15 protein-coding genes are annotated in these 20528 nt (G+C 44.2%); 13 read left to right on the forward strand and 2 right to left on the reverse strand.

Features of this window, described 5'->3' with window-relative positions:
- Positions 1-94 precede the first annotated feature (94 nt).
- From mnmE to AC58CZ_RS09670, 4 genes are all read left to right on the forward strand, one after another.
- On the forward strand, positions 95-1531 hold the full coding sequence (gene mnmE, locus AC58CZ_RS09655) for a tRNA uridine-5-carboxymethylaminomethyl(34) synthesis GTPase MnmE (RefSeq protein WP_494224317.1): 1437 nt from the start codon (positions 95-97) through the stop codon (positions 1529-1531).
- Between the two features lie 87 nt (positions 1532-1618).
- Positions 1619-2077 carry a transcriptional regulator NrdR gene (nrdR, locus tag AC58CZ_RS09660; protein ID WP_058025224.1) on the forward strand — a complete coding sequence of 153 codons (459 nt, stop codon included), beginning with the start codon at positions 1619-1621 and terminating at the stop codon, positions 2075-2077.
- A gap of 113 nt (positions 2078-2190) precedes the next feature.
- Entirely contained in the window at positions 2191-3246 is a 1056-nt protein-coding gene (gene ribD / locus AC58CZ_RS09665) for a bifunctional diaminohydroxyphosphoribosylaminopyrimidine deaminase/5-amino-6-(5-phosphoribosylamino)uracil reductase RibD (RefSeq protein ID WP_494224172.1), read from the forward strand.
- Positions 3247-3682: 436 nt separating this feature from the next.
- The gene (locus tag AC58CZ_RS09670; protein ID WP_494224171.1) at positions 3683-4357 is read left to right on the forward strand and encodes a riboflavin synthase; all 675 of its coding nucleotides are present in this window, start codon (positions 3683-3685) and stop codon (positions 4355-4357) included.
- A 196-nt stretch (positions 4358-4553) separates the two neighbouring features.
- On the opposite strand, the gene AC58CZ_RS09675 is transcribed toward AC58CZ_RS09670, so the two are convergent.
- On the reverse strand, positions 4554-7418 hold the full coding sequence (locus tag AC58CZ_RS09675) for a response regulator (RefSeq protein ID WP_494224170.1): 2865 nt from the start codon (positions 7416-7418) through the stop codon (positions 4554-4556).
- Between the two features lie 314 nt (positions 7419-7732).
- Between AC58CZ_RS09675 and fmt the strand changes: the two genes are divergently transcribed.
- From fmt to AC58CZ_RS09715, 8 genes are all read left to right on the forward strand, one after another.
- Positions 7733-8821 carry a methionyl-tRNA formyltransferase gene (gene fmt / locus AC58CZ_RS09680; RefSeq protein WP_494224169.1) on the forward strand — a complete coding sequence of 363 codons (1089 nt, stop codon included), beginning with the start codon at positions 7733-7735 and terminating at the stop codon, positions 8819-8821.
- Positions 8822-8887: 66 nt separating this feature from the next.
- Positions 8888-10486, forward strand: coding sequence for a transcription antitermination factor NusB (locus AC58CZ_RS09685; RefSeq protein WP_494224168.1), 1599 nt, complete (start codon positions 8888-8890; stop codon positions 10484-10486).
- 46 nt (positions 10487-10532) lie between these two features.
- A complete protein-coding gene (thrC, locus tag AC58CZ_RS09690; RefSeq protein ID WP_494224167.1) occupies positions 10533-11954 on the forward strand; it encodes a threonine synthase in 1422 nt (473 codons plus the stop codon).
- Between the two features lie 324 nt (positions 11955-12278).
- A complete protein-coding gene (locus tag AC58CZ_RS09695; protein ID WP_494224166.1) occupies positions 12279-13388 on the forward strand; it encodes a LysM peptidoglycan-binding domain-containing protein in 1110 nt (369 codons plus the stop codon).
- 55 nt (positions 13389-13443) lie between these two features.
- Entirely contained in the window at positions 13444-14694 is a 1251-nt protein-coding gene (gene dprA, locus AC58CZ_RS09700) for a DNA-processing protein DprA (RefSeq protein WP_494224165.1), read from the forward strand.
- Between the two features lie 123 nt (positions 14695-14817).
- Positions 14818-15447, forward strand: a complete 630-nt coding sequence (locus AC58CZ_RS09705) for a Sua5/YciO/YrdC/YwlC family protein (protein ID WP_494224164.1) — start codon at positions 14818-14820, stop codon at positions 15445-15447.
- A 327-nt stretch (positions 15448-15774) separates the two neighbouring features.
- A complete protein-coding gene (locus tag AC58CZ_RS09710) occupies positions 15775-16746 on the forward strand; it encodes a TIGR01777 family oxidoreductase (protein WP_494224163.1) in 972 nt (323 codons plus the stop codon).
- A gap of 87 nt (positions 16747-16833) precedes the next feature.
- Positions 16834-17970 carry a metallophosphoesterase gene (locus tag AC58CZ_RS09715; RefSeq protein ID WP_494224162.1) on the forward strand — a complete coding sequence of 379 codons (1137 nt, stop codon included), beginning with the start codon at positions 16834-16836 and terminating at the stop codon, positions 17968-17970.
- 17 nt (positions 17971-17987) lie between these two features.
- On the opposite strand, the gene AC58CZ_RS09720 is transcribed toward AC58CZ_RS09715, so the two are convergent.
- Positions 17988-19382, reverse strand: coding sequence for an alpha/beta hydrolase fold domain-containing protein (locus AC58CZ_RS09720; protein ID WP_494224161.1), 1395 nt, complete (start codon positions 19380-19382; stop codon positions 17988-17990).
- 449 nt (positions 19383-19831) lie between these two features.
- Between AC58CZ_RS09720 and grpE the strand changes: the two genes are divergently transcribed.
- Positions 19832-20431, forward strand: a complete 600-nt coding sequence (gene grpE, locus AC58CZ_RS09725; protein WP_494224160.1) for a nucleotide exchange factor GrpE — start codon at positions 19832-19834, stop codon at positions 20429-20431.
- Positions 20432-20528 lie beyond the last annotated feature (97 nt).

Genomic DNA, 20528 nt, shown 5'->3' on the forward strand with positions numbered 1-20528 from the left:
TTAGTCTGCGTTTCAAAGTTTGTTTTGTCACTATGAGCACAGGCGTCTATAATGGGGTTTTTAGCTATTGAGAGTCATTGTGGATTCCTTAGAGATGGCATTAGCCACACCGAATCATTCTGAAAAATCTAATACCTCTGGACTTGCGACGATTGCTGCGATTGCAACGCCCTTAGGGCGCGGTGGTGTTGGTGTTATACGCCTATCAGGCAGCCGTGCGTATGCCATGGCCTGTGCGCTCACGGGAAAATCGGCTTTTACGCCGCGTATGGCCAGTTTTTGCCGTTTTTATCAGGCGGATGGTACGGTTATTGATGAAGGGTTGGTATTGTACTTCAAAGGGCCACACTCATTTACTGGTGAAGATGTGATTGAGCTGCAAGGGCATGGCGGCGTTATTTTACAGAACCAATTGCTCGCACGCGTGTTTGAGCTGGGCGCCAAGCAAGCGAGTGCCGGAGAGTTTTCTTATCGCGCTTTTGATAACGATAAGTTGGATTTGGTGCAGGCAGAGGCGATCGCTGATGCGATTGATGCGACCAGTGCGGCGGCCGCGAGTAGTGCGATTCGTTCACTAAGTGGTGAGTTCTCCCAAAAAATAAACCAGCTATTAGAACAGTTGATTCATTTGCGCTTGCACGTTGAAGCTGCCATTGATTTCCCTGATGAAGAAGATGTCGATTTTTTATCTGACGGCGTGATACAGAGCAAACTTGAGCAAACGCAAGATAAGATACAGCAAGTCTTAGCCACAGCAAAGCAAGGTCAGCTCTTACGTGATGGTATCCATGTTGTCCTAGCAGGTAGGCCAAATGCTGGTAAATCAAGCCTGCTAAATCGTCTAGCAGGGCAAGAACGTGCTATCGTTACCGATGTCGCTGGCACCACGCGTGATACGTTACAAGAGACGGTCGTGCTCAATGGTTTGACACTTCACCTTACCGATACGGCAGGCCTACGTGATACAGAGGATACCGTAGAGCGTATCGGCATTGAACGTGCCCGTACCGTCATTACCCAAGCTGATATGCTGCTGATGGTTTACGATGTGACTCGCGATGTTGAAGAAGAAAGCACACCATTGCAATTGGCTGAGCAGTTATTCGGCGAGCTGCCAGATGCCAAAAGATTACTCATCATTGCCAATAAAAGTGATCTACTGAGCGATGATAGTAGCGAAAAATCTGCCTCTACGATGCAAGCCGAAATCAAAGATAGAGGCTACGAACAAGTTAATGTTTCATGTGAAACAGGCGCTGGTATCGATAATTTAGTCGAAGCACTATGCGCTAAGGTAGGTTTTCATCCACCAGAAAATAGCTTAATCGCTCGTACTCGTCATATAGATGCTCTCAGACGGACAGCCAACTGTTTAACAGAGGCGCATGAGCAGTTAACGGTATTCCAAGCAGGTGAGTTGGTTGCTGAAAGCTTGCGTCAGGCCCAGCAGAGTTTGGGTGAGATTACAGGTGAGTTTAGTGCTGATGATTTGCTTGGCAAGATATTTGGTAGTTTTTGTATTGGTAAATAACGGTTGAATAACTCTATCTATTACTCAATACATTTGTCTATCTCATAAGTTTTGCTTTTATTCTTAGTCGTAAAATAAGGAATTGCTATGCACTGCCCGTATTGTAATGCATCAGAGACAAAAGTGATTGACTCACGTCTTGCTGCAGAAGGTGCGCAAGTGCGTCGCCGCCGTTCATGCAACAGTTGCCAAGAGCGTTTTACAACGTTTGAGATGGTAGAAGTGGTGATGCCAAGGATTATCAAATCCAGCAACAAGATTGAACCTTACGACAATGAAAAACTGCGTCGGTCTATCTTGTTGCCTTTGCAAAAGCGCCCCATCACTATCGATGAGCAAGAAGCAATGATCAGCCGAGTTGAAAAACGCGTCAGACAGATGGGTGAGCGTGAAATCAGTAGTAAAGTCTTGGGCGAAATCATCATGAGTGAACTAAAAACTTTAGATGATGTTGCCTATGTGCGCTTTGCTAGCGTCTATCGCGACTTTCAAGATATTGATGCTTTTCATCAGGAAATTGCCAATATCCGTCCAAATGACAATTAAGCTGGTACATCAATAAATATGTCTAACTATTAAACTGATTTTGAGTTCAAAGCGCCTAGATTATTAAATAAAATTCTCCGTAATTATTACCAATCATTCATAAGCCTACTGTTATGCCAACTATAAATCACTCTCAAGATGCGCAAGATCGCTACTTTATGATGCTTGCTATCGAACAAGCTAAGCTCGGTTTATATACTACTAGGCCAAATCCTGTGGTAGGTTGTGTCATCGTCCAAGCTGAAGAAGTGGTCGGTCAAGGGTTTCATCCGAAAGCTGGTGAGCCACATGCAGAGGTATTTGCATTAAAAGAAGCAGGTGATCGAGCAGTGGGCGCAACGGCTTATGTGACTCTAGAGCCATGCAGCCATACAGGGCGTACACCGCCGTGTGCGTTGGTACTTATTAAAGCTAATGTAAAGCGTGTTGTGATTGCCGGTCTAGACCCCAATCCACAGGTGGCAGGTCGCGGGGTAAAGCTACTTGAGCAAGCTGGTATTGAAGTGACGGTTGGTATACTGACGGAGCAGGCAGAAGCATTAAATCGTGGGTTTTTAAAAGCCATGCGGACTCAGATGCCATATGTCAGATTAAAAATAGCGACTAGCCTAGACGGTCGCACCGCGATGGCATCTGGTGAGTCAAAATGGATTACATCAAACGCAGCCCGCGAAGATGTGCAAAAGATACGCGCACGAAGTGGGGCAATCATAACCGGTAGTGAGACAGTGATAGCTGATGATCCGCAGCTCAATGTGCGTTCAAATCAACTAGGCGTATTACCCGAAAAAATACCATCACCTCAGATTATAGTGCTCGATAGACGTCAGCGTTTAGAGCACAGTGCTCAGTCTGATTATCAATTGTGCCGCCGTACAGATACGATTTATTGGCGCACAGATGATCTCACTGATTTACTAGCAACATTAGTCAGAGACCATCAATGTTATGATGTCTTGGTGGAGGCGGGTGCTGGCGTTGCGGGAAGTTTTTTGAGTCAGCAGCTCGTCGATGAATTGATTGTTTATCAGGCGCCTTGTCTACTTGGTGATCAAGCGCGACCAATGGTCAATTTTAATCCTATCTCACTGGCTCAACAGTTGCGCTTCGATATTTATAATTATGAGAAACTTGGTTCTGACCTTAAATTAACGCTATTGCCTTTGTAGGTTTCTTATTTGTGATTTTGTTATCCGCAAAATGCTTATAATGTGAACTATATGTGGATAAGTACGTTACCATTTTTAATGTTCCACATGAAACTGTGTATAACTTTGTTCCACATGAAACATGAAAAGCTGATTATTTTTGAGTTTTCATGATAAATTATATATTAATCAATAACTTATGTTTTTTAAATCTTACGTTGCGAGCGCTAAACTAAATTTAGCATCATTGTGGATAACTCTATAATTAATAAAGTCTTTAAGAATATTCTATTGACTTATACTTACTTATCCACAATCTATCCTATGACCGCCTGCATTTCCCGTGTGTTTCACTGCGAAGTGTACTCAGAAAGACAGTACTAAGAAATTTGGTTAAGTATTTGATAAATAAAGTGATGTGTTTATAGCAGCATTATAATAACGAGATGAGGATGATATGTTTACTGGAATTATAGAAAGCGTTGGAACCGTAAAATCGATGCAACCAACGGGTGGTGATATACGCTTAACAATAGAGTCTAACGACCTGGATCTTAGCGACGTAAAGCTCGGTGATTCTATTGCATCGAACGGTATCTGTTTGACTGTTGTAGAGCTAGGTAATAACTATTACTCTGTTGATGTTTCACGTGAAACTATTGCTCGAACAGCGCTAGAAGCATTAAAAGCAGGTCATACGGTCAATTTAGAAAAAGCGATGCTACCAACGACTCGTTTTGGTGGCCATATTGTTGCCGGTCACGTGGATGGGGTAGGCGTCGTCAGTAAACTACAGCAAGACGCACGTTCTATTTATATTGAGATTGAGATACCACAAGAGTTGGCGCACTATACAGCGACCAAAGGTTCTATTACGGTAGATGGGATTAGTTTGACTACCAATCTGGTACGTGACAATATAGTTTCTTTAAATATTATCCCGCATACCGCTCAAGTGACCAATATCGCTAAGCATTGGTTGGTGGGTAACAAAGTCAATATCGAGGTGGATATCGTTGCACGCTATTTGGAGCGTTTGCTAAATAAATCACAATCTGGTGGTATGAATACTGCAAATCCTCAAAGCCAAATTACAGAAGCTTTTTTAGCAGATAATGGCTTTATGAAATAACGTTTGAGGCTGTACTTACCTGTTTAGATATTCACCCTGTCCATATTACGAAATCAAAGTATAGTCAATCCACTATAAAAGCGTTACAGCGTTAACCTCGCTTGAAGTATGACATATACATCTGCACTCGGTTGCCTTGTACCGCTCTTAAATTGGATCAACTATAATGTTGAGAGGGTGATTTTTTTATTAACGTTTAGGGTATAAAGCTTTGTAGAACGGTTTCTAGATCCTTTTTACGGATAGGCTTGGATAAAAACTCATCCATTCCCACTTGCATGCACGCCTTGCGATCCTCTTCTGTGTTATTCGCCGTTAGTGCGACAATAGGTATATCGTCGTCTTGTGCGCGGATTGCCTGAGTAGCTTGTAGACCATCCATGACTGGCATCCGGCAGTCCATCAAAATCAGGGAAATCTCCTCACGCTGGCTGGTTAATATATCAAGCGCTTGCTGACCATCTTCTGCAACGATACTTCGATAGCCAAGTTTACTCAGCATTTTGCAGGCTATTTTTTGATTGGTTGGACTATCTTCCACCACTAAGACAAGGGGTGATAATGGCTGTGAACTTTCTTCTTGAGCAGTTGTCTCGCTAATGTTCTCTTTAATATCTTGTGTTTGTGTTAGCTTTTTTCTAGCTGGCATTGTCAAGCGCAGGATTTCAGACAGTAATAGCGCACTATCTAAAGGTTTTGCCAAAAAGCCATCACATTGATCGAGTAACATAGAGGGTATACGGCGCTCAGGTTTCATACTAAATAGTATTTTAGGTAAGGATGTATTAGCGAGTAGGCTATTTAATGCCTGCCGTCTATCGATGCTAGTGACTATATGATTGCTGTGCGTTAAATGGGGTTTTGTGAGGTCAGCCTGCTCTTGTGATAATGAGTTTTGATATTTCGCTGAGCTGTCAGTATCGGGCTTATTACCAACTAAGATCGCGCTGGTATTATAGTACTCATAATCTAGTAGAAGTATGGGTGCCAAGCTTTGCTGCTCTCGACTTAGGCGTTCTGTTAATTGCTCTATAGTCGCTAGGTCTACAGCAGTATAAATAGTGCTAGATATCGCTAAGTGCTCACAAAGCCGCTGTAAATGTTGCGCGACAAGCGGCTGGTGGACGACCGCGATTAGGCAAATATGATTTAGGTGCTGACTAGGATGATATACCGACTGATAGTTTGGGCGTCGGCAAGGCAAATAAAGGTTGAACACGCTACCTTCATTCACGGTACTGGTTAGTTCTATAAAGCCGCCTAGTAATCGCGCAAAGCTATTGACGTTTTTTAGTCCCAACCCTGCATCGATAGCATTTTGCGCTACTGGGTTGATATCTTGGCTATGGGGTTTATTTAAGTACGACAAAAGCTGATGCTGTTTGGCAGATGTGATACCGATACCAGTGTCCTGCACACTAAAGCGCACCCAGCAACTCACTGCATCTGCGGTAAGGTTTTTATTGATAGACTGTAAGGTCTCTTTGTTAGCCTCTGACATTTGCTCGTAGTCAGTTTGTTCTATAATAAGTGCGACATGTCCGGAGGGGGTGAATTTTACGGCATTATGCAGTAGATTCAGCAAAATCTGCCGGAGACGCACGTCATCAGTACCAATAGAGCGTGGACAGTCTGGGGCAAAAAAGTAAATCAGCTCAAGCCCTCTTTGCCTCGTATCATTTATGATTAGCTCATTAACTTCCTGACCAAGCTTATAAATATCGACGGGCTCAATATTAAGACGGGTTTTTCTAACCTCGATATTTCCTATATGTAGCGTCTCGTTGAGTGCGGTGAGCATGTTCTGACTGGTGGTAATCAAAGTATCTAATGTTTTGTTTTGTCTTGCATTCAATGTGTTCGGATCGATTGGCTCAAGGATATCGATCATAGCTTCTAGCGGTATGCGCAACTTATGACCGATGACAAACCTAAGTTTATTGAACTCATCAACCTTTTGCTGTAGCTGTTTATTTTGCTGTTGCAACTGCTCGTTCTGATTAACCAGCTCATTGATATCATTAAGCATTACCGTAAAACCATGAACTTGTCCATGCTCACCGAACCATGGAGTGGCATGCAACTGGTAGTTTTGTTTGTTTTGTATTCCGTAGACGGTCAATGTACGCGAGACTTGTAAACCAGCTAGCGTTTGAAGTATGTGCTGAGTAGCCTCGTCTTTGCCCATGACGAAATCAGTGATTATATGCCTGTGTCCGTTTTTGGTAGAAGGTGTAAATATTGTTTCAAAGCGTTGGTTATAGAAACTAATCTGACCATGACGTAAGCTCATCAGCATTGGCAGTGGTGCCTGATCAACCAAGCGCTCCAAACGATGATTTAATGTTTTGATACGTCGATAGTCGTTGTGTAGCTGATAACTGATACGGCTCAGTGCATGACCTAGCAGCAAAAACTCAGTGGTGGACTTTTTTTGTAAAAAGGGCGGCGGCGTATAAGACTCTTTTGCATGAACACTCAAATTATCAGTGTAAGCTATTAGCTGCTCCCAGTTGGTTCGACGGTGGAGCATGTAAAATAAAGCAATAAAAAATAGTATCAGAGCCACCGTTAATGGTAGCCAATAACGGTACGAGGTCCATTCGACAGTCAAAGGCTCATAGCGCAACACAATATAAACCTGATGACCACTTTCGAGCTTTATCGTTCCTGTTAAAGCACTACTACTGACTGTATAAGCACTTTGATTGTCCTTAGAAAAAGTGGCGGCATTGACTGTTGGAAACGTTACTGTCGTAAAAGCTGATTCATTAGGTCGAGTCTTACGATGGATATAGGTTTGCCCAGATGGCATCATCAAAATAAGCTGATAACTGATATGGTCAAAAGCAGGCTGTTTTAGGATTTTTTCTATTTCTACATCGATAGGCGCGGCATGCTCAGTAATACTGTACTGTAATGCATGAAAAGTATCTATACTGTGTTGTTCGCTATGATGTCTCAACCCATCAAAAAACGTGACATAGTACAGCAATAGCATGACCAGCAAAGTCGATGCATAGAAGATCAATAATCGCTGTAAGGACTTAAACTGTTGCATGAGAGCATGGCCCTATATCGACACAAAAACATATAGTGAGATCATCATCGTTTGTTATAGTAATTGATTTATTCAAAACCTTGGTGCTGATACCTTTTTATTATCTATAGCAGAATAATAGTGTGTTATTTATAGAGTATTGCTGAAGAAGTATTTTTATTCTATAAGAAGGTCGATAACTAGAGCAATGACACTTTTTATATTATAAAGGCAAAAATCGTCATTAGTCATACTGGATTGAGACTACCACAATTATGGCACAACGTCGTAAACTCACCTATAATGGACAAATTAACCTTATATAATGCAAGACTATGACTACTGCCACTTTTGATCTGTCTAATACATCTATAAACAATAATAAACTATCCACCGAGCGACTAAGGGTGGTATTTGCAGGCACGCCTGAGTTTGCTGCCATTAGTCTAGAAGCGCTCATTCGCCAGCAAGACGCCCTTAATATCGATATTGTCGCGGTATATACCCAGCCAGATCGCAAAGCAGGACGCGGCCAAAAGCTATCAGCCTCTGCTGTCAAAGAAGTGGCATTAGCGAACGATATCGCGGTAGAACAGCCAGTCACCTTCAAAAAATCCAGCACAGAGGGCATGGCAGCACGACAGACGTTGCGTACGTATCAGCCAGATCTTATGATTGTCGCCGCTTACGGTCTGATTTTGCCTATCGGTGTATTGACCATACCCACGCATGGTTGTCTAAATATTCATGCCTCATTGTTGCCACGTTGGCGCGGTGCCGCACCTATTCATCGTGCATTATTAGCAGGTGATGATGAGACAGGTATCACCATCATGCAGATGGATAAAGGGCTTGATACTGGTGATATGCTCTATAAGGTGAGCGCTAGTATAGAGCCTGATGAGACGGCAGCGAGCCTACATGATAAGATGGCAGCGCTTGGTGCGACGGCTATCGCCACCGTACTAAAAGAGTTATCACATTACCAAGCACAGGCAATCACCCAAGATGGCAGTCAGGCAAATTATGCCGAAAAGCTCGTAAAAACTGAAGGTGAGGTTGACTGGACAAAGCCCGCTGCTACCATCGAGCGTCAAATTCGTGGATTGACCCCGTGGCCAGGTGCTTATACTTTTCTAGAAGGGCAGCGCGTCAAAATACTCGCGGCACTGCCCATCAATACCACACAAAAAACAGATAAGCCTGCGGGTACAGTCGTGAGTGTCGGGCGCAAGGCAATTTTGGTGGCTTGTGGCCAAGAGGCTGAACAACCAAATGATAATGCCGCTCATGACGTACAACTCAGCAACACATTGGCGATAACCAAATTACAGTTTGCTGGTGGTAAGCCGATGACCGCGGAACAGCTTTGTCATGGTAATCAGCTAAACGACGGTGATCAATTCACAGCAGAATCAAAATAGCTTTAACGACATTTAACCCTACCAGCACAAGACGCGATCAATCATACGTCAAGGAACTACAACTTCATGAGACAAACCAACAGCGCGTCTAAAAACAATGCACCTAGAAACAATGCACCTAGAAACAACAAGCTCAAGCCATCAAGCAATCTAATCATGAATGGCAGCGTTCGCGTTCGCGTGATTCGTACCTTGCTTGCTATTCAAAATGGTCATTCGCTCTCAAGCGTGCTTGACACATTATTAAACAGTCTGCACGATGGTGATAAAGGTTTTGCGCATGCTTTATTGCTCACGACACTGCGCCAATGGCATGCCCTTGCACGATTGCTCGACACGCTAGCGGACAACCCTATTGACGAAGTAGAAGTTCGTACCACAATTCAAGTGGGTTTGGTGCAGTTACTGTATTTGGAAGTGGCAGATCATGCCGCGATTCATGAAACGGTTGAAGCGGCAAAAGAGATTGAGTTTGCCCATGCAACTGGTTTAATCAACGCTATTTTGCGCAAAGTCGCCAAAAACCCGAGTAAATTTCGTAAAAAGTGCGATAAAAAACACAGCTTACCGAATTGGCTTGCCTATCAGCTTAAGCAAGATTGGAGTGAGCAGTACGATGCGCTGACCCAAGGCTTACGCCAAGTGGCACCGATGTTTCTGCGAGTCAACTCTGCAGTTACTTCAGTAGAGGATTATCAACAGTCGCTGTATGGCGCAGAAATTGATGCAGATATCGTTGAGCTAACGACTGGTATTAACGTAGCAAACTCGTCAGATACTACTACAATACTATCGACCAAAGGCTTAAGACTGCATCAGACTACCGCTGTCAATGCTTTGCCTCATTTTTCCGAAGGCATTGCCAGCGTGCAAGATATGCATGCTCAGCTTGCGGCACCTATCATCAATAAAGCGTTAATGGCAAAGCTCAACGCTGAAAAATCTGATACGGAAAATACCAATAACGAGATACATATTTTAGATGCTTGCGCGGCGCCTGGTGGCAAGCTTGCCCACTGGTTGGAGTTACTCAGCTCAAATGACTCTTCATCGTTGTTTCACGTGAAACAAGATGATGCGGAAGCAAAGCCTTTAGCTTCTAAACTCAAGCTGACCGCTATCGATAATGAAGCACCGCGTATTGAGCGTATTTATGACAACTTGCAGCGTCTTAATCTCAAACAGCAAGACTTAGAGCAAGCTGAAAAAAATATCGCCCTTAACGTTGTCTGCGCTGATGCCACTAGATGGCAGCATGGCAAAAATAAAAAAGCTGCGACAAATGAACCAGTATTCGATGCAATATTATTGGATTCTCCTTGTACCGCAACGGGCGTGATTCGCCGTCATCCTGATATTAGTATTTTGCGTACCGAAGAAGACATCGAGCAAACCGCCTTGCTGCAAGCCGATATTTTGCATAACCTATGGCCACAATTGAAAGCTGGCGGTTATTTGCTGTATGTCACGTGCTCTATCTTAAAGCAAGAAAACGTCGAGCAAATGCAGGACTTTATCACTCATCATAATGATGCGGCAGTGATTGAGTTTACCGAGGCTTGCAATTGGGGTATCGCGCAAACGATTGGTCGCCAGTGCTTGCCAATCGATAGCGAGAGTGGCGATGGTTTTTATTATGCGTTATTGCAAAAGACTGCTGAATAAACCGTTTTTAACTATTGAATAACATTATTGTAGACAGGACACTCTAATGAAATATATCAGTACCCGTGGTCAGACAGCGCCAATGGATTTTAGCGACGTACTATTGATGGGGCTTGCGCCAGATGGTGGCTTGATGCTGCCTGAGCATTACCCGACCGTTGACGGCGCTGTCCTTGATGAGTGGCGTACGCTGAGCTATCCACAGCTTGCAATGGCGATTATGCAGCGCTTTGCGACGGACATTCCTTACGCGGATCTAAATGACATCATCGAACGCACCTATACCGCTGACGTTTTTGGCAGTGACGATATCGTGCCTGTCCGTAAGCTCGAAGATGACTTATATATTTTAGGATTGTCAAATGGCCCAACGCTGGCATTCAAAGACGTGGCTATGCAGTTCTTGGGTAATGCCTTTGAATACGTCCTCAAAAGAAAAGAGGCACGTATCACTATTATCGGCGCGACCAGTGGCGACACGGGTAGTGCAGCGGAATATGCATTGCGCGGTAAAGAAAACGTCGAAGTCTTTATGCTGTCACCGCATGGCAAAATGAGTGAGTTTCAGCGCGCGCAAATGTATAGCTTAAGCGATGATAATATTCATAATATCGCCATCGACGGCATGTTTGATGATTGCCAAGACATTGTCAAAGCGCTGCAACAAGATGCTGATTTCAAAGCTCAGTACGACTTGGGCACGGTCAACTCTATCAACTGGGGTCGCATCCTCGCGCAGATCGTTTATTACTTTAAAGCGTATTTTGCGGTGACGACAAGCAATGATGAAAAAGTCAGCTTTAGCGTGCCGTCAGGTAATTTTGGTAATATTTGTGCCGGTCACATCGCTCGTGAAATGGGTCTGCCCGTTGAGCGTTTGATCGTCGCCACCAACGAAAACGACGTACTCAATGACTTTTTCAATCAAGGGGCTTATCAGCCGCGTCCTACTGACAAAACTTACGTGACTTCAAGTCCATCAATGGATATCTCAAAAGCCTCAAACTTTGAACGTTTTGTTTACTTGTTGCTGGATAAAGACAGCGCACGCGTTCATGAGTTATTTGACGGTGTAAAATCAGGTCAAGGGTTTGACTTGTCTGATTTGATGGAGGCGGTCAATACGCGTTATGGCTTTGCTGCTGGCAAATCAACCCATAGCGATCGCTTAAACACGATCAAAGCATTGTATGAACAGCATGGCGAACTTGTCGATCCACATACAGCTGATGGGATAAAGGTTGCCAAAGAGCTACAGCGTGAAGGCGAAGTCATTATCTGTGCAGAGACGGCCTTGCCTGTTAAGTTTGCAGACACTATCATCGAAGCAGTGGGGCAAATCGACATCGAGCGTCCGGCTCACACTGAAGGGTTAGAAAGCCTGCCACAACATGTCATAGTCTTGGACAATGACGCGGCATTGGTCGCTAAGCAAATTCGTCAACATATTGCGCCAAACCCCGCTTAGAGGGTCGAGGGTTTTAAGTTTCTTGCTGATCCTGAATAAGGTTCGTATAAAGGTTACACCATTGTAATAAAGTGTTTATGATTGTGTTATGGTATAGATAATTGTAGTATTAGAAACAGCGTCGGCGAGTCATCATGCTGCTAGACGCTTTTTTGGAATATTTCTAGCCAATTATACTGAACAGCTGCCCTATCGTTGTTATGATAAAATCACCTATAAACTACTGATAATCTAAGTTATTTTTATAAAATAAAATATAGATTTGGTAAAAAACGAGCGTGGTTTATTGTGACCGAAACAGTGGTACCTATTGTGGATATAACGATGAAGATGAGCTTAAAAAAGACAGCAAAAGCACTGGCAAAAGGATTATTAGTTACGACATTTAGCAGTGCCATGTTGATGACCACAGCCCACGCCAATAATCCACCACCTACCATAAAAGCAGATGCACCCAATCGCTATATCGTCAAAAAAGGCGATACGCTATGGGATATCTCAGGTCGCTACCTCGACAGTCCGTGGCGCTGGAAAGAGATCTGGGCCACCAACAAGCAAATCAAAAATCCAAACCTCATTTATCCCGATGACATTCTTATTCTGTGTGTCATTCAAGGCAAGACTTTGGTGGGGGTTGATACTGGTGAGGGCTGTGCAGGTATCGAAAAGCAGCTAACAGGTAATGTGGTTGCCAGCACCGTCGCGATCACCTCGACTGCTAATAGTATCCCGCCTGTACCATGGTCTGCTATTCAGCATTGGCTGGATAAAACCCTCATTGTAGATCCAGAAGATTTCAACACTACTCCTTATATTTTGGCATCCAAAAACCGCAATCTAATCACCGCAAGCGGGGATAAAGTCTATGCCAAAGGCGTCCCGCTTATCGTGGGTCAGCGCTACGGGGTATACCGTGAGGGTGACCTATATGTGGATCCCAAAACTCAAGAGGTTATCGGATTAGAGGTTACACAGGTAGCGACAGGTCTTGTCACATCGACAGAAACCAATGGCGTCACTAGCCTGCAGCTGACGGACAGCTACGACAAAGAAGTACGTGAAGGTGATCGCGTGTTTGTAGAGTTGGACAACGCTATTCCACCTGTCTTTTATCCAACCCCTGCCAACGTCAGCCGTGGTGGTATGATTGTGCGGGTGATGGACTCAATCAGCTCTGCCGCTAAAGGCAGCGTAGTAGCGATCAATTTAGGCAGCTTGCATGGTGCCAAGCCAGGCGATGTACTGACCGTTTATCAAAAAGGCCCGCTGGTCAGGGACGTAAGAGACAATGACATGCCGGTACGCTTGCCAAATGAGCCAAGCGGTATGGTGATGGTGTTTAATACCTTTGACAACATCAGCTATGCTTACGTACTTGACTCTGAACTACCACTCAATGTTGGCGATCAGCTATTACCGCCTCCTTACTTATAAATGTATCAGGCTCTTTAGAGCGTGCCACTAGCTTGATTCTGCGAGACAGACGACCATGACGGCAGTCACTAAGCCCCTATCTGATAATCAGCGCGCCATATTGGCGCTATGGTATGAGGTGAATGCATCATTGTCTGCTTATCATAAGCTCATAACGACTTATGGTGATGCGCAGCTTGCTTGGCAGGCTACAGTAGGCGCTTGGAAGCAGTTAGGACTTCATCATACCCATCTCAAACGCCATGAACAGCCAGAGCAAACACGTGCTGCTATTGATAAGATCCAGCAAGCACTTACAGACGGTCGCTATGGTTTATTGTTTGCCGGTCAGCCCGACTATCCTGCTCAGCTTCTTCATATTTATGATCCGCCGCCATTATTGTTCTTTCGAGGAAATAGCGCGCGTCTGCATCAGGCTCAAATTGCTATCGTGGGCAGCCGAAAACCAACAGCCCATGCTCAAAAAATCACGTTCGATATGGCGCAATATCTGGCACAGGCAGGGTATGTCATCACCAGTGGTCTGGCAATAGGCGTGGACAAACGGGCTCATCTAGGAGCTTTGGCGCAGACGGATCTTGACTATCAAGGTCGTACTATCGGCGTGATGGGGACAGGGATTGATGTGAATTATCCCAATCATCGTGACCAGTTATTTGCTCAAATCATCGAGCAAGGTGGCTGCATTATTAGTGAGCTACTACCGCATACTCAGCCGCACAAACATACCTTTCCGCGCCGTAACCGTCTGGTTGCTGGGCTGAGTCTAGCCACGATTGTGACCGAAGCGACGATCAAAAGTGGCTCGCTCATTACCTCCCGTCTAACCTCTGAGCAAGGCAAACAAGTCTTTGCCATTCCAAGTCATATTGATAATAGCAATGCCGAGGGTTGTCATCATCTGATACGTGAAGGCGCAACGCTGATTTATCATCCTCAGCAGGTGTTAGAGGACGTCAATGGTCAGCTTGATTATGGCAAGCGCTCGTATAGACCAACAGATATTATAAGCGCTGATAGCCACCAAGTGGAGGTCACTCAGTCATCTGTCGCATCAAATGTAAAGAGAAACTCTGTCACAATGGTCAGTCAGCCAGAACCTTCTCATATAAAATCCCCTCGTAGCGCGATCGTTGTTCCTGATCACTTAGCACATATTTATGAGCAGCTCGATTGGCATGGACAGGATTTAGATGCGCTTGTTATTGCCACTCAGCTTGCGCCGTCACAACTGATTGGACAGCTGATGGAACTTGAACTAATGGGCGTTATCAGTGTGCAAGGCGGACGCTATTTACGTGTATAGCGTATCGATACTCCTAACTGCCACATAAGAATAAGTAGAATGGGTTCTAAATATCGCTACCTTAGTCAGACTGTCTCTTGTGCTATTATTAGTGTCTCTATTCCAGCATGAAACATGTAAGCTATGAGCCAATCTATACCTTTTATCACTGACTCTGCCACACAAGCTGCAAACTGGCTTAAAGAAGCAAAGCTACTTGCATACCCAACAGAAAGCGTTTGGGGGATTGGTTGCGACCCTTATAACAAAGCCGCTGTGCAGCGTATCTTGGATATTAAACAACGTCCGCAAGCCAAAGGCATGATCGTCATTACCGATAGCGTAGAGCGTTTGTCACCTCTACTAGCGTCTTTAAATAATGCCCAGCGCCAGCAAATTATCGATAGCTGGCAGTCAGATGTTAATGACAGCGAGCTACACAATCGCCAAGCGCATACTTGGTTATTACCCATTCCTCAGACACTTTCGACCACGATGCCCTCATGGATAATGGGTGAGCATCAGACCATTGCAGTCAGGGTCATCGCCCATCCTATCATACGAGAACTGTGCCAACAGATGGTCAGCGCAAATAACCCATTTGGCTTCATTGTTTCGACTAGCTGCAACCCGTCAGGTCAAGCGCCTGCTAGCACCCTTGACACTGCCTATGGTTATTTCGGTGAGCAGATTGGCTACTTTCAGGCTGATACTCTAGGTTATATCTTACCCAGCCAAATCCGTGATGCAACGACAGGCTCAGTCATTCGTTAGTAGGCAATAAACGACCTTTCATACCATTATAGCCTAGTCTTTTGTACTGTCGTTTTTGTGCTGTCGCCATCGATAAACCATATTTCACTAGCTGAAGATTACTATGGTTATCGTGCTGTAGCCATAGCAAAATATACCGTCTCAGCGCTAGCTATCGCTAAACCCGCTTCCTTAGTTCCCGTTGCTTTACTAAAAGTATGTAAAAGTCATTTTGATAAAAACGACAGAAAAGTAGACGATAGTTACAAGGAGCTGATTTTTATTGAACGATGAATCTTTCAGCAATAGGTCATCGCTGCGATATTTGATACACATAGGGAGTAGGCTATGAAGGTTTTAATTAGTGGTGGCTCAGGGTTTTTGGGTAGTGCATTTAGCCAAGAGTTAATCGAACGGTATCGCACACAAGGTAAAGAGGTGATGATTACTTGGCTGACCAGAGATAGCAATCAAGCTCATCCTGATGACATTAATATGATGACTTATGACGAGCTTAAAAAGTCTGACATGAGCTTTGATGTCATAATGAACTTAGCTGGCGCAGGTATTGCTGACGCGCGTTGGAGCGATGAGCGCAAAGAGCAATTAATAGCCAGTCGTATTAAGCCTACTCAATCGATATTAAGCTTCATCGAACGTACGGCAACAAAGCCAAAACTACTAATAAGCGGCTCAGCAATCGGTTGGTACGGCACGCAAGGTGATAAGCCATTGACTGAACACAGCAGTTTTGAGACAGACTTTGCCCATCGCTTATGTGAGGAGTGGGAGAGCTTGGCGCTCAAAGCGACTGATTACGATGTCCCTGTCGCTATTGTACGAACAGGCGTTGTGATACATCCTGAAGGTGGTATGGTGGCAAAATTACTATTGCCATTTAAGTTTGGCGTTGGCGGGCAGTTGGGTGATGGTCAACAAATCATGAGCTGGATTAGCCGTGACGATTGGGTGGGGGCGGTGATTTTTATTATTGAGCAGCATCTTTTCAGTCAATTTGGTCATAAACAAAGAGTTTCAAATAACGATAATGTCATAGAGACAAGAAGTGATACGCCAGCCTTTGTCTATAATCTCACGGCACCCAATCCTGTGAGTAACCATACTTTTACTAAAACGCTTGGCTCATGGTTACATCGGCCGACACTTTTTACCTTGCCAGAGTTTTTACTCAAGCTCATGTTTGGTGAGATGTCGACGCTACTAATAGATGGTCAAAAGGTGCTGCCACAAGCGCTATCAGATGCAGGTTACGCATTCAAGCACGTGACACTCAAACAGGCATTAGAGGATCAGAAGTAGTTACATCATGATTGTTTCATGTGAAACATAAGAAGGTCGGCTTATATTAAATATTCACTAGATTGTATTTCTGTCTAAGGGCAATCCATGCGTTACGCATTTTTCATCATCATTTTTTTGCTCTTGCAGCTGTTTAGTGCGGGCGCTGCTCTAAGCTTACAGTGGTGGTTACAGCCTTGGATCACGCGAACGCTTCAGATCGCTATATGGTCTGCTATATTTATTATTACTAATGGATTGTTGATATTAAGTGTCAAAAGAGTATTTGCCAATAGCTACCGCTGGGTTAGCGGTTGGATGTTGGTTATGCATTTTATGCTGCTCACGGCATTGCTGATAGGTCTATTCTATGGTGGATACTGGCTAGTAACATCACTCTTAGGCGCCTCGTCATATGAATCTAATATGATTTTTATTGGCCTACGAGCGCTTGCATTGGTGATATTCTTAGGGTTGTTCGGTTTCGCATTATATAGTGCTTATGTGCCAGTCGTACGTAAGCTGTCCATTAGTATCAACAAACCGCTCGCTAAACCACTGCGCATTGCGGTCGCGAGTGACCTGCATCTAGGACGACTATTTGGCGTAGCAGCGATAGATAGGTTGAACCGTCTAATGATTGACTCGCAGGTTGATATGCTGCTTATGCCAGGCGATATTATGGATGACAATACAGACGCATTTAATAGCTATAATATGGCAAAAAACTTAGCTGAGCTATGCAGTAGCCTGCCATACGGCGTCTATGCAACATTGGGTAATCATGATTTGTATGGGCACGAACAGCCAATCAGCCAAGCGTTAGTCGATGCAGGCGTACATTTATTAAATGATGACGTGTTTGGTATCGAACATGAGGGTCAGCCTATATGGCTGGTTGGACGTTTTGATAATCATAAACGCCAACGTGTCGCGACAACTGACCTGCTCGCGAACGTTGATACTTCACAGCCAGTGATACTGCTGGATCATAGACCAAGCGATATTGATGAGCACAGCCAGTTACCAATCGATCTACAGGTATCAGGACACACTCACAATGGACAAGTATTTCCCGCCAACTTTATCGTGAGCGCCATCAACCGATTAGGCTATGGGTATGAGGCCATTGGCAGAGGACATTTTGTGGTGTCCTCGGGTTATGGCTTTTGGGGTATTCCGTTTCGATTGGGCTCACGCTCAGAGATTTGGTTAATTACCGTTTCTGATCATACTAATAAATAGCTAGTTCCAGCTAACCGCTATGCCACGAGCCGCGATTTTGTACTAATGATCTCACGGACGAAGCCGCCAAAACCATGAATAATATTTTTTGTTTCCTGCCCAAGTCCTTGATGCACGCTCATAAAATGAATAAAGCCGTGCGGTGCGCCCAACACAGTATGGGTCTCAACAGGGACTTTATAACTCTTTAGCTGTTTGGCATAAGCAAATGCCTCATCACGCAATACATCGAGTTCAGCGGCGACGATATAGGTGGGACATACTTTGCTGTTATCACCAAGCATTGGCGAATTGAGCATATGTATGCGTGGCAATGGACTATTCTCAAGACAAGCGGCATCAAATACGGCCACATCAGCATGATCCAATAGCAGGCCTTCACCATACAGCTCCCAACTCGGATAATCTGTCTCGATATCAGTCACAGGATACAGCGGCATCTGTGCTAGCGGCGCAGGTAGCTTCTTTAATAGATCAAACATTTTCTGACCATCTGCACCCAAATCTAACCAAGCGTTTTCGTTTGGTGCGGTGAGTTGCTGTGCAATCAAGGTAGAAAGGCCACCACCTGCGCTATCGCCTGCAAGAACGATGCGTGACGGTAAGGCACCTAAGGTATGGCAATGCTCAGCCAACCAAGCATAAGCGGTGATACAGTCTTTTAACGCTGCAGGTGCAGGACACTCAGGAGCCAAGCGATAATCCACACTGACCACAGGCCAACCAGTCTGCTCACAGACTGCGTGACAGAACTCGTGATGTGTATCGACATTACCGATACAAAACCCACCACCATGAAAAAACAACATGGCTGTTTGGTCAGGGTTATGAGCACGTCTTTTTTTAGCACCAATACTCTTGGTACCTGCCTGATAGCAGCGAATGGTCATATCGCCATCATCCGCGTTGGCTATGGTTTTATTTTCCCAATTGACAGGTGTTTGACCCTTTTTGATAAAAGGTTTGATGTTACTTAGCATACTGCCACCTGCTTGGTGCCATACGCTTGGTGCTTGCATCGCCACCGCATCCGCAGCAAATCTTTCACGGAGTTCATGCATGGGCGTCAGCTCTAATGGCGTCTTAAGATGGCTATTCACCGCGAGGATCAGGCGCAAATGAGCATTGGCGTGCAGATATTGTTTTGAGTGAGGCCCTTTTAAGTAACCAATCAAACCTTCTAATACTGGTGTTGGTAGATAGCCAAGACCTTTCATCGCATAGTGCAGAGTGTGTGGTTGGCAATGTGCCATTGGGTTATAACTGAGCATTTTTTCTTTCACGCTCAAACGCTTTTTTTGTACACCGTTGTCTTTCACTTCACTAACCATCTCACCGTTCGACGCCAAATGCAGCGCCATCAATGTTTTGTTCAGTAAGGTATTGATTGATGATACTGTTGAATTAGACATAATATCTCTCATAACTGTTTTTGGGTGTTTACTGTTACATCAGCGTACACTTTAAGATAAGGAATAATATTTGTAGCAATAATAAGGCAGTAGTGCGTAAAGCAGGGTGTTATTTAGTAATGGCGTGGGTAGCAACGGTAACCTGTTTAGAGTAATTGACGGTTTTTTGTACGTTTTGTTAACGTATATTGAGACCAGTTGACACAGCGGAAAAATGCTGAGTACTTGTTTTAAAGAAAGATCTAACCATATTTGTCGTAAATGCGAAAAATTCCTTTACTTCAGGCTTGAAATTTATACTTACTACCTTTATCAAGCAGCTATTAGAGCGTATTAATAAAAAAAATGAGTGATAACCGTTAAGTATCTGATAAAGGCATGATACAGCCAGCGATTGGCTGATTTATTGTGTCTTATCTCAATTATTATTGACATTCCAAGGAGCTATCATGAGCGAGCAAAATACCAACCAAGAAAACTTTGATAAAACAGTGGCACATGACAATGTTGAACACAAAGACAGTATCTTAGAAGAAACCATGAACGAGTTTGATCCACAGAACAACTCAGGTGAAGAAGCCACCATCGAAAATGAGATCGATCTTGATACGTTCAAAGCGCGTATCGCTGAGTTAGAAGGTGAAGTGAAGCAAGCCAAAGAAAGCACTGCTCGCGCCAACGCTGAAGCTTACAACGCACAAAAGCGCGCCGAGCAAGAAGCGGATAAGAGCAAAAAATTCGCTCTTCAAAAATTTGCAAAAGAGCTACTCGATATCGTCGATAACTTAGAGCGCGCTATCGAAAACGCAGACGCGAATGACCCAGTCGCTGAAGGGGTGCAATTAACTCACAAAGCATTGGTCTCTGTACTTACACGTCACGGCGTAGAAGTGGTCGATCCAGAAGGTGAGAAATTCAACGCTGATTTCCATGAAGCAGTGGGTATCGATCCAGAAGCAGAAGCTGACACCGTCGGTACAGTCCTACAAAAAGGCTATAGCTTAAATGGTCGTCTACTACGTCCAGCCATGGTACGTGTTGGTCAGTAATATTTTTGGGGCTAAACCCTACTAATATGAAGGTTTTTCACAAAAAATCACATGAAAGACTGTTTTTGCTTGATTATCGCCTTGAAAAATACAACAA

This window comes from Psychrobacter sp. CR212 (assembly GCF_059693765.1).